This is a genomic window from Nocardia noduli (assembly GCF_019038455.1).
GTDB classification, from domain to species: Bacteria; Actinomycetota; Actinomycetes; order Mycobacteriales; family Mycobacteriaceae; genus Nocardia; species Nocardia noduli.
The window spans coordinates 1-10,823 of the sequence record NZ_JAFMPL010000165.1 but is presented as its reverse complement, the minus strand read 5'-3'; the positions used below and the strand labels follow the sequence as shown (position 1 = coordinate 10,823).

At 60.1% G+C, this 10,823-nt stretch carries 9 protein-coding genes; 3 read left to right on the top strand and 6 right to left on the bottom strand.

The genetic code is table 11. The features are described from left to right. Positions 1 to 23: 23 nt before the first annotated feature. Positions 24 to 1,298, bottom strand: coding sequence for a phosphoribosylamine--glycine ligase (purD, locus tag JZ792_RS39425; RefSeq protein WP_216917996.1), 1,275 nt, complete (start codon positions 1,296 to 1,298; stop codon positions 24 to 26). A gap of 216 nt (positions 1,299 to 1,514) precedes the next feature. Between purD and JZ792_RS39420 the strand changes: the two genes are divergently transcribed. Together JZ792_RS39420 and JZ792_RS39415 are read left to right on the top strand one after the other, a co-directional pair. After that, positions 1,515 to 1,892: a PH domain-containing protein gene (locus JZ792_RS39420; RefSeq protein WP_216917995.1), complete on the top strand. Its 378-nt coding sequence runs from the start codon at positions 1,515 to 1,517 to the stop codon at positions 1,890 to 1,892. Positions 1,893 to 1,944: 52 nt separating this feature from the next. Then, a complete protein-coding gene (locus JZ792_RS39415) occupies positions 1,945 to 2,370 on the top strand; it encodes an HIT family protein (RefSeq protein WP_109525200.1) in 426 nt (141 codons plus the stop codon). 250 nt (positions 2,371 to 2,620) lie between these two features. Here JZ792_RS39415 and JZ792_RS39410 read toward each other — a convergent pair whose 3' ends face one another. The 4 genes from JZ792_RS39410 to JZ792_RS39395 form a co-directional block, all read right to left on the bottom strand. Beyond that, entirely contained in the window at positions 2,621 to 4,363 is a 1,743-nt protein-coding gene (locus JZ792_RS39410) for a hypothetical protein (protein ID WP_216917994.1), read from the bottom strand. A gap of 1,135 nt (positions 4,364 to 5,498) precedes the next feature. Beyond that, on the bottom strand, positions 5,499 to 6,059 hold the full coding sequence (locus JZ792_RS39405) for a hypothetical protein (RefSeq protein ID WP_216917993.1): 561 nt from the start codon (positions 6,057 to 6,059) through the stop codon (positions 5,499 to 5,501). Next, positions 6,056 to 6,862: a hypothetical protein gene (locus JZ792_RS39400; RefSeq protein ID WP_216917992.1), complete on the bottom strand. Its 807-nt coding sequence runs from the start codon at positions 6,860 to 6,862 to the stop codon at positions 6,056 to 6,058. Before JZ792_RS39400 ends, JZ792_RS39405 begins: the two co-directional genes overlap by 4 nt. 222 nt (positions 6,863 to 7,084) lie before the next feature. Continuing rightward, positions 7,085 to 8,203 carry a competence protein CoiA family protein gene (locus JZ792_RS39395; protein ID WP_216917991.1) on the bottom strand — a complete coding sequence of 373 codons (1,119 nt, stop codon included), beginning with the start codon at positions 8,201 to 8,203 and terminating at the stop codon, positions 7,085 to 7,087. 283 nt (positions 8,204 to 8,486) lie between these two features. Between JZ792_RS39395 and JZ792_RS39390 the strand changes: the two genes are divergently transcribed. Then, on the top strand, positions 8,487 to 9,221 hold the full coding sequence (locus JZ792_RS39390; protein ID WP_216917990.1) for a hypothetical protein: 735 nt from the start codon (positions 8,487 to 8,489) through the stop codon (positions 9,219 to 9,221). Between the two features lie 104 nt (positions 9,222 to 9,325). Here the strand turns inward: JZ792_RS39390 and JZ792_RS39385 are convergent, their stop codons facing one another. Beyond that, on the bottom strand, positions 9,326 to 9,856 hold the full coding sequence (locus tag JZ792_RS39385) for a hypothetical protein (RefSeq protein WP_216917989.1): 531 nt from the start codon (positions 9,854 to 9,856) through the stop codon (positions 9,326 to 9,328). Between the last annotated feature and the right edge of the window lie 967 nt (positions 9,857 to 10,823).

The following is a 10,823-nucleotide window of genomic DNA, read 5'->3' as shown; positions in this document are numbered from 1 at the left end:
CGGGAACTCCCACTGGGTGGGGGTTACCCGACCTGGATACGGTCTTCTACGGCTGCTAAGCCGATGTCGGTGCGGTAATGGCTGCCCGCCAGTTTGATACGCGCGATTCGCTCGTAGGCGTTGACGCGCGCCTCGGTGAGGTCGACGCCGACGCCGACGACGCTCAGCACACGGCCGCCCGCGGAGACAAGCGCCCCGTCGGCGCGTGATTCGGTGCCCGCGTGCAGGACCGACGACGCGGTGTTCTGAGCGCTGTCCTCGGCGCCGGTGATGACGTCACCGATGCGGGGGCGGCCGGGGTAGTTCTCGGCGGCGACGACGACGGTGACGGCGGCGCCGTCGCGCCAGCGCGGTGGCGCGACATCGGCCAGGGTTCCGGTGGCGGTGGCGTTGAGCAGTTCGCCGAGGGGGCTTTCGAGCAGCGACAGCACGGCTTGGGTCTCGGGATCGCCGAAGCGGCAATTGAATTCGATGACGGCGGGGCCGTCGGCGCCGATCGCGAGACCGGCGTAGAGCAGTCCGGAGAAGGCGCTGCCGCGTCGGACGAGTTCGGCGGCGACCGGTTTCACGACATCGTCGACGATGGCGGTGACCGTTTCCTCCGGCAGCCAGGGCAGCGGGGTGTAGGCGCCCATGCCGCCGGTGTTCGGGCCGGTGTCGCCGTCGCCGACGCGCTTGTGGTCCTGCGCGGGCAGCAGCGGCACCACGGTTTCGCCGTCGACCAGGCAGAACAGCGAGACTTCCGGGCCGTCGAGGAAGGTTTCGAACAGGACGGGATGACCGTTCTCCAGCAGCTCCGCGCCGTGGTCACGGGCGGCGAGGCGGTCGTCGGTGACGACGACGCCCTTTCCGGCCGCAAGACCGTCGTCCTTGACGACCCAGGTGGGTCCGAAACGGTCGAGCGCGGCGTCGAGGTCGGCGGGGGTGTCGACGATCTCGCTGTGCGCGGTGCGCACACCGGCCGCGATCATCACATCCTTGGCGAACGCCTTGGAACCTTCGATCCTGGCGGCGTCGGCGGACGGCCCGAAACACGCGATCCCCGCGGCGCGGACGGCATCGGCGACACCGAGCACCAGCGGCACTTCGGGTCCGACGACGACCAGATCCGCCTTCACCTCCACGGCCAGCGCGGCGACCGCCTCACCCGAGGACGGATCGACCGCGCGAGTCTGCGCGTGCTGGGCTATTCCTGCGTTGCCCGGGGCCGCGACCAGCGCGGTGACCGCGGGGTCCCTGCGGAGGGCCAAGACGAGGGCATGTTCACGGGCACCTGAGCCGATGACGAGTACGCGCACGGCCATCAGCTTATGTGTAGTCCTCCCCGCTCCGAGCCGGAGCCCGTTACCAGCGAATGACGAGCGATCGACGTTTCGGCGAACAACGCCACGACGCGGACGAAATCCGTTGTCGCCATTCACCCGTCGCGGCCCCGCGAAGAGGATGATGGAAAGTGGTGCGGGCCGAACGCCCGCACCATCCGCTGCCGGAGCAAGCCGAAGGATGGGCCAGCGATGGGTCTGATCGATGGACTGATGGGAAATGCCGGACGAATCGACCCGGCCCAGGCACAACAGGAGTACGCGAAGCTACTCGGCAACGGCGAGCAGATCTATTCGGCATATCTGCTGGTCCGCGACGCGCTGCTCTTCACCAACCGCCGCCTGATCCTGGTCGACAAACAGGGTCTGTCCGGCCGCAAGGTCAGCTACCACAGCGTCCCGTACCGCTCCATCACGCATTTCGCCGTGGAGACCGCGGGCACCTTCGATCTGGACGCCGAGCTGGTCATCTGGATCGCCGGAAGCAGCGAACCCTTGCAGAAGCGGTTCAACCGTCAGGTCGACATCTACGAGGTCCAGGGGATCCTGTCCCACTTCGTCGCGGTGTGACAGCGCCGCGGTGTCACCGCTGCGCGCCGAGGCGAGGTTGTAGCCTGCGCTCATGGCTTCTGTCTTCAGCGCGATCATCGCAGGCGACCTCCCCGGCCGATTCGTCTGGGAGGACGACGAATTCGTCGGTTTCCTGACCATCAACCCGATCACACCGGGCCACACCCTCGTGGTCCCGCGCGCGGAAATCGATCAGTGGCAGGACATCGACGGCGAGGTCTTCACCCGCCTCAACCTGGTGGCCCAGAAGATCGGCAAAGCCGTGCGCGCCGCCTGGGGCGCACCCCGCGCGGGCCTGCTCATCGCCGGCCTCGAGGTCCCCCACCTCCACGTCCACGTCTTCCCCGCCTTCTCCATGGGCAATTTCGACATCTCCGGCGCCGACCCCAACCCCTCCCCCGAATCCCTGGACGAAGCCCAGTCCAAGATCAAGCAGGCCCTGCGCGACCTGGGCCACGGCGCGAACGTCCCCGCCTGAGCCGAACACGAAAAAGGGTGGCCCGTCCGCACATGCGGAAAGACCACCCTTTTCATCGGGAGCCTCCTGTCAGGATTGAACTGACGACCTTTCGCTTACAAGGTCAAACCGCTTGTACGCTGTGCAGACGGCTAAAGATCCAGCGAACTTCGAAGCACAGTAGCGATAGTTTAGTGGTGTTCGAACCGTCCGTAGGCCCGTGAGTGAATGCCGCGCGATCTGATCTCCACCAGACCGCGACCGCTTCCAACTAGTCAGTCTCTTCTTGGTCTTCCTCTTCTCCGTCTTCCGACCTGGCCGATGGCTCGGTCGACGGGTCATTGACTGCATCCGGGGCGGCATCCGTGCTCGCAGCACCGCGGGGATGAAGAAGTCCGATCATGAGCATCGCGTTGATGATCATCGCGGCCTCTGCAGCACCAGGCGTGCCTCGAGAAAGGCCGTGCAGCATCCGATTTCGTAGATTTAGACCCGCGGAATGGCACAGTAGCGCAGACAAAGACCGCTGACGAGACTCATCGAGGTCGTAATGCTTTGCCAGCACCGGCAGCATGAAACCCAACCCGGGGTACTGACCAGGCACCTTCTCTCGCTGAAGGCGGTAAACGCCAGCATCCGCTCGCAACACTAGATATCTGACTTGCTCCTCAACCCGCGGCAAGAGGCAGTAGGCCGCACCTTCTCCGTCGCCGGACCACGACCGAAATATCGCTTGAACGAGCGAGGAGAGGACATTTGCAGGAATCCCTGGCCACTCGGCAAGAAAATCGGCGACCTCCCTCACATCTGGGAGTCCAAATTTACTCGGTATCTGAAGCCATGCATCAGTAACTGGTCGCGCATTCAGTGCAATCAATTTCACTTCCTGCCGAGTAAGTTCAATATCGAAGATATGCTCCTCATTCACACCAGACAAAGAAGGAAGATTATCTTCGCCATATAATTCGACCGGAAAAAACGCGCGAAGAGTATGGGTATCGTTCTGGAAATTGATCAGCTTTTTGTTCTGCTCTACATCACCCGAAAGCGGCACACTGGAGGCGAAATTGTAGATAGCCTCCCGCCAACTTTCTCCCCGCATGAAGTAGTTCCGATGCAATTCGTATTCTTCGTCGTAGCGAATTGACGTCGTTTTTAGACTCATGAATTCGAGCGCTTCTTCTCTACCCTGTTGCAACGCAGCGGCTGCACGGTCGCGTAGTCCAGGGATTCCCGACTCGTCCGCAATAACTAGAGCTTGCCGACGATGGACAGATCGGTGGATATTCAGCTGCGCCGCTTCTGCTTGAGCCAGTTGATTCTCCACTCGCCGTGACCAGATTGCGAACTTGTCCGCATCACTAACTCGCCCCAGCATCATTTTCAGGGCGTGATCATTACGAGACGCATCTGGCCAGGCCGTTGCCGCCTTCTCCAAAAGCGCGTCCACGCGCGGTGGACAATCTGGATCCTGCGTCGCACGCTTGAGCGCACGATCGACAATTCCGAACTGCGGCTCCACTCCATTCAAGTTCACATCGGCAACGTCCAACAGAAGATTAATCGCTGCCAGCTTGCTATCATTGTCTCTAATCGCACGGCTTAGCTGGATGGCGCACGCGAGGTCATCAATTGCCGACATATCGCGTTCCCATGATTGCGAAGAATTCACATACTCTGCGACCGCACTCTTGCAGTACTCATAGCGATCCCTACCGCCCCGCTGAAAGAGAAGATGAGATAAACGCGCCTTCGCCGCAGACGATTTCACCTCGTTACGCAGTGCAATCCAGATAATTACGATCTCCTCCGGAACATCCCCCACTCTAGGCGGAATCTGCTCATCTACAATTACGTGACGCGGAATGAGAGTTAAACGACTACGCCCGGTCTTGTCCTCGAACTCCAAGGCATAGTCGATCGCCCATGCCGCAGCGCGCAGTTCATCAGGAGCAGCGGCCGGTACATCTTCGATACTGGACAGCCCTAGCTCGCGCTTGAATTCCAGCGCCATGAGTCCATACCCTTCCCGCATCGCAAGGCGGTCCCATAGCGACGCATAGAAGGCAAGGCTTGTCGAATACTGGGGCGCATTCGCAGACGCCGTTGGATGAGGTGTCATTTTTGAGATTCCTTACACGAGACACGAGTAAGCCCTGCACCGGGCGGTTCAGCTGTCTGTCCGCGAGCCGAGCGCTAATCATATGCAGGATGGCGCGAAACCAGAAAGTGATTTTATATGCACCAATTTGCCGATGTGGCAAACTCGGCAGCAGGACACAGAGCCAGAGCACTCCGCTTCCCGGAGAGCGAGGAAACCAGGTGCAGGGCAACACGGCACCCACCCATTCAGCATGGGGCACCGCTGCGGGCAAGCTCCGTCAGGATGCAGCCCCAGTCGCTACCTCGGACGGAACCGGCTCGTGTCCGTCTTCCCTCGCGATGCTTACTTGGTTCTTGCACCCACCCGCACAGCATTTAGTCCGGCAATCGCGCCGACCCGCTTCTCCTAATCAATCGGAGCCACCGTTCTGTTACAAAGTCAGGCGCTTACACGCTGTTCAGTCGAAATCTCAGGGGCAGCATCGACCTTTGCTCGTCTCGGCGTTTCGGCCAACATTGTGTCGCGATTCTGCCCGATCATGTTCGAAGCATGCAGCGTAAACATACGTTCAGTGTCAAAAGCAGCTAAAGCACATAGAAATCCGGGCATAACCGCTAGCTACACTTCGGGTCACTTTCGAAATACTCACAGTTTTGAATTATTTTTAGCCGTATTTCTTTCCAATTATTCGGTTTTGGAATGGATGCATGCGCCTTGCCGATAATTGGATCGGAGTGATCTGGCGTTATCACTACCGTCGCACCTCCATTTTGAACTATCCGGACAGAGAACCGCACTACCGCATGCTTTTCCCAGTCGGAACACAGCTTCTCTGAGGGTATCCCGAACTCGATCAGAAGCCGCTCCACATACGTAGACAGGCCATCTACATCACCGTCCGAATAACTGAGCGCTGCTGGCTGTGGACGTTTTGCGCCAGTCAAAGGATCCACTACCTTGAAAAAATCGGGCCTTTTCAGGACACGCCTAAAAAGCCGATCATTCGGTTCTGCGGATTTACATTCCGCTTCGGCCTCTTCCACCATCAAGCCATCTGGCGAAAAGCGTCCCGCCAGTGGGGATTGGCAGAGTCCACTTCTTTAGAGAAAATGTTCAGACTATGACGCAATTCCTCAACAGGTAAATCTACTGAACCACCGAAATAGCTATCTCCACCCACGTTCTCAACTCCCCACCAGTAAGACCCATCTGCGCAGACATCAATCTCGATTGCCATTTCTCCAGCAACCCAGTAGAAAATCAAACCTGCTTCTTCAGGGGCAATCGAAACAAAAATAGTTTTAGCCGAGAAGATGTAGCTGACCAGCCTTATTGCCCTCCAAGCTACGCCCGAAGAAATCAATCCTTCAGCGAACAGCTGGTCTATCGCTGTCCGCGCTCGACGCTTAGCACTATTTTCATGAATACGCCTGAAGCTTTCCTCTCCGGGTGTGTCCCACTCGCATCGCTCCCGAGAGGCGGCAACATTCGCCCGAGAAGCCACCCGATAATTAATGAGGGCGGACGGAAATCGTGCGCCAGCCGAGCTCGACTCGTCAGAGGAATATACATCGAGCTCTGGAGTCCAGGTCTGTTGTGTGATCATTTCGGCTCCCAAAGCTTCTTTATTTCTTCGCTGAAGCTGGACTCGAATGTGTCGATCGCATAAGCATGTGCATCATCCATCAAACGCTTTGCAGTCTCATTTGGATCCAAAGTCTCAGAGTCCGAGTCTGTATCCCCCTGCTGAAGCGCAACGATAGCCCAGACATCGAGCTCGGCGTCTTTCTTTCCGCCCTCATCGAGTTGTATCCACGCTTCACGATCAGTACCAACCGGAGCGTTTCTATCAACCCTTCGGCAACGAAATCCTACATACTCGAAGCCCATATCTTCTCGCTCGGGGCCAGGTTCAGCCCTCCATTCACCTAAAAACCCTCGGAGCCAGCCAAACGAACTAGCATCTGTCAGACTGTTAGTGTATGAGCACTGCGCACCTTGCAATTTCAACTGGCTATCAGTGTGGTCATTGACCGCAGAGGCTAAATCTCGAAACCGTTCAAGAAGCTGGGTAGAAAGTTTCGAGTAACCTGGGTAGCTTTCGCCATCGCCGTCAAAATTCCAGCGAAATGAGAGCTGATCCCACTGATAAGACAAGATTGTATTTAAAGCTGGCGTCGACTGCTCGATCGCAGGCATGGGCCAACTCGCGGCGAAAATATCAACCTCCGGCAGCCCATGCCTACGGCTGCTCGGACGAGCTTGCCGGATCACTGGATAGTCGTCGTCCCACTCCGACTGCAAGCGCAGAATTAGTGGCATATCAAAATTTAGCGGCTCAAAGTAAATAGTGAAGCCAGCCTGACGCACAGGCGGTCTCACGTAGGCGGGCGACTGGTCGTGGGCCATAGCCCTAGTGTTCCATAAAAGTCGCGCCTGCCGCGCACTTCGAGAGATGCCTCGTGGAGATGTCATCGCGCTCGGCGATGCTGTAACTACGCTGCCGCTGAGGCAGCGGGCACACACAGCGTTCGTGCTCTTTCTCACCGACCTCAATCTCCTACCCAGTTGAGAGTCGGGACGTAGAACGACCGCTGCCGTATGCATCTTGCTAGCCATGCACAAATCTGCTCAGGTCAGCCACAGCAGCACGATCAGCAGTAGACCGATGCCCCCGAGAACAGCGACGGCTCGTGTGAGGGTGGTGATGCGCTGTTTGGCGTGTTCGAGTTCGGCGGTCAGTGCGGTGACCTCACGCTGATAACCGGCGGTCAGTTTGCCGAGTTGCTGGCGGTGTTCTTCGGTGTGGGCGTTGTGTTCGGTGCGTGCGCGCGCGAGGTCGGCGGCGAGGTTGTCGCGGGTCTGGGTGTGGCGGGCGCGTTCCTGGGTCAGCGTGTCGGTGGTCTGGGTGAGTTGGTCGGCGGTCGCGGCGAGGCGTCGGCGGCTGTCCTCGATGTGGGTGACTTGTTTGTCGAGTCGTTGTTGCAAGGTGACGATTTGGGTGGCTTGGTTTCGGGTGTGTTCTTCCCAGTCGGTCACGGTGGCCCATCCTGCGGTGTTGGTGGTCGTGTAGGCCCAGACGAGCTGCTGATCGGCCCAGCGGGTGAGCAACCGCGGCAGCGAGGACGGTTGGACCTGGAGTGTCCGGTGCCCGGGTGTGCGGGTCGATTTCATGGCGAGGTGGCCGGTGTGGAGGTGGTAGCCGCCGACCGCGGCGGGGGTGAAGGTGCCCAGCCCGGCGGCGGGTAGTCGTTCGACCCAGTCGCAGTGACGTGTCAGCCACAACACCTGGTCACAGCCTGCGGCGCGCAATCCGGCGGTGCGGGCGGCGGCGGCGGCGTGGTCCAGGCTGCTCCACTGGATCTCGACGGCGTGAGAAGTCCCATGGCGGGTGCCGTAGACGTCGGGGTACTGCTCACCGATCTGCGGCTCGACCTCGGCGTCGAACCCGATCGAGCGCAGGTGGTCCCGGGTCCAGTATTTGAGGACGGCGTGTTGGAGGGTCTCTGATCCTCGTCCTTCGGGTGGGAGCCGCCCGGCGGGGGTGTTCTTGCCGTGGCGCGCGAACTGGTTGGCCGCGCTGGAGGTCCATGCCTCGACCGCGTTGCCGCACAGCATGCATCGCAGGCCCCGCTGGGAGCGCCACTGCGTGTAGCTCGATTGATCGCGGACGTCGACTACCTCGTCGTACGGCCCCAACGCCTTGGTCATTCTCTTGCCCGGGCACAACCGTGCCTGTTTCACTGCCATGCGCCGTAGCCCCCTACCGCGTGAAAATACCTCTACAGCAAGGTAACTCGAGCCACCGACAAACGCAGCGACATCACATGAACAGCCCCTACGGCACGGATTCATCAACAAATCTTGATCGGAAAGTGTTGATCAGCAACACTTTTCGCTCCCTCTTAAGAGGTGATTTTGGTAGAATGGGGAGGTCTTCCACTCCCCCGCCCCGGTTCCGGGTTGCCTCTTATGAGGGGAGTTCATCCCAGATTTTCACCTCTTACGAGGTAGTAGTTGAGGGGGTTCTGCAATGGCCATCGGTGGACCACTAGCCACAGCGATCGACACGGTATGGGCCGCGATCCGCGCCCACCACCCCGACGTTCCCGACGTCGTCGTCGCGGTCGCCTCCGGATCACAAGGACGGGGGAGGGGTTTGCGGTTGGGGCACTTCGGGCCGGATCGGTGGGAACACGCCGGGAGATGGATGCCGGAATTGTTCGTCGGTGCCGAAGGACTCGCCTCCGGCCCGCGGGAAGTGCTGGCGACCCTGCTGCACGAAGCAGCCCACGGCATCGCCACCACCCGCGAGATCTCGGAAACCAGCGACAACGGCCGCTATCACAACAAGAAATTCAAAACCCTCGCCGAAGAACTCGGACTCACCCCCGCACGACACCAACGCTGCGGATGGTCACTGACCACGATGCCCGACGACACCGCCAGCGGCTACGCCCGCGAACTATCGATCCTGCGCCGCGCCATCGTGGCCCACCGACGCCCCGAACACCCCGACAACGACGCCGACGGCACCGAACAAGACACCGACGGCACCGACACCGAATCCGACGACGACGCAGCCGAGGAGAAAGCACAGGACCGCAACGCTCGCCCGTTCGTGTGCGGCTGCCCCACACCGCGGCGGATCCGGGCACACAAAAAGATCATCGACGCCGGACCGATCCTGTGCGGGCTGTGCCACAAACCCTTCACCCCAGCACCCGAGGACGGCAAACACCGCCCGCGGTCACGACAACGCTCATGACACCCGAACATCCTCCCTCGTAGCCACTTCTAACGCGTAAGAGGGAAACACGTCACCCCGCATCGCGGGCCGCTCCCCCTCCGGGCAGCGGGTTCCAATCGGTTCTAGGAGTGAGGCAGCGGCGCGACCTTGAGAACATGACTCTCGATGATCGTGTCGGCTTCTCCCAGTTGCATCCGCGTTCGGCTCATGATGAGCGGCCCGCTGGTCGGCAGGCCACTGAGATCGAGTGCCAGATAGATGCCCACCGTCCGGTCGAAGGGGTCGAACAACGGGTCGATCACATACCATGTGATGATCTCGTGGGAGCTTGGGTCATTGAGAGTCAGATACCTCACCATGCCCTCACGGCGCGAGATATTCCCCATGTAGGAGAGAGTCGGATCGGCCGGATCCCCACTCATCGGCGCGGTCTGCACCAGAAGCTTCCCGAACAGCAGCGAGTACCGCGCGTTGATCTGTCGTTCCTTCATGCTCCCGTCACCGGTCGTGCTCCGGTGGTAGATCCAGAACGTCCCAAGGAACTTTCGCCGAGAAGTCCGATAGAACTTGATCGAGGTATAGATCTGCCGCCCCACCAGCGGAGTCAAACCCAAAAGGAACCCGATCAACACCTCGGCCCAATTGATGTCCATATCCCCCCTCGTACTCAGCTGCCTGCGGCGCCCCGACACCAGCTGAACCAAGTGTGCCAAACACGCCCTCCACTCGCATGAAGACCGACACCGAATACGTTCACAACAAACCAGCGCCGAGCCCGGCCGCGGCACCCCAGCCCCACCCCCGAACGAACCCGACGCCGTCCGCGAATCCCATATTCCTCCGCCACAATCGAACGTCTTCCCTCTTATGCGGGAAGAATCCTTCTTCCCACATAAGAGGGAAGACCTCCCGCACCGGTATCACCTGCACATATGATCGCTACCGCATAAGAGGTAACTTGCTGTCGACCGCGCGGTTACCGCGTAAGCGGTAGTCCTGTCGCGGGTTCCACGAACTGCACCTTCCCGCATAAGAGGTAAATGCTGCGCTGAGCCCGCTCGCACCTCCCCTCGTAAGAGGTAACGACTCCGCTCGTAGCCCACCCCCCTCTTATGGTCCGTCCTTACCCCGCTCATCCAGTACACGCCTCGACCGATCCTGCCCACTTCCCCAACCTGCGTGCCCTATACGCGACTCTCCGCACCCGACGTCACCCCGCTCCTAACCCTCCCTTTTGTGGTCATCTCTTCCTCCTTGTGGTCTCCCTCCCTTCTTGTGGTCATCTCTTGTCTTTTTGTCTTTGTGTTTTGTGTTGTCTGCTGTCCTGCCCGGCCGACACTCTCTATGAACAGCGAAGCCATAGAGAGTGTCGGCCGGGCAGGACAGCAGACGGCACGAAACACCGCTGGTACAGCGGGTTTCCGGGCGGTTTTGATCGGATTTTGATGCGACTTCTCGTCCGGATCAAATCCGCATCACGTCCGGATCAGGTCCGCATCAGATCCGGATCGAAATCCGGCGTCGCGGCACGCGAAAAGGCCCGCCGGACGGTGGGTCCGGCGGGCCTGCGGGCGGGTGAAGTAGGTGGTGTGGGCGGTTCTATGCGGCGTCGGTCATGGT

Bases quoted from the DNA above. Each gene is read 5' to 3' on its own strand.
- JZ792_RS39405 (WP_216917993.1), bottom strand. From the start codon at position 6,059: ATGATCACACAACAGACCTGGACTCCAGAGCTCGATGTATATTCCTCT.
- JZ792_RS39420 (WP_216917995.1), top strand. From the start codon at position 1,515: ATGGGTCTGATCGATGGACTGATGGGAAATGCCGGACGAATCGACCCG.
- JZ792_RS39415 (WP_109525200.1), top strand. From the start codon at position 1,945: ATGGCTTCTGTCTTCAGCGCGATCATCGCAGGCGACCTCCCCGGCCGA.
- JZ792_RS39390 (WP_216917990.1), top strand. From the start codon at position 8,487: ATGGCCATCGGTGGACCACTAGCCACAGCGATCGACACGGTATGGGCC.
- JZ792_RS39400 (WP_216917992.1), bottom strand. From the start codon at position 6,862: ATGGCCCACGACCAGTCGCCCGCCTACGTGAGACCGCCTGTGCGTCAG.
- JZ792_RS39385 (WP_216917989.1), bottom strand. From the start codon at position 9,856: ATGGACATCAATTGGGCCGAGGTGTTGATCGGGTTCCTTTTGGGTTTG.
- JZ792_RS39395 (WP_216917991.1), bottom strand. From the start codon at position 8,203: ATGGCAGTGAAACAGGCACGGTTGTGCCCGGGCAAGAGAATGACCAAG.
- JZ792_RS39410 (WP_216917994.1), bottom strand. From the start codon at position 4,363: ATGGCGCTGGAATTCAAGCGCGAGCTAGGGCTGTCCAGTATCGAAGAT.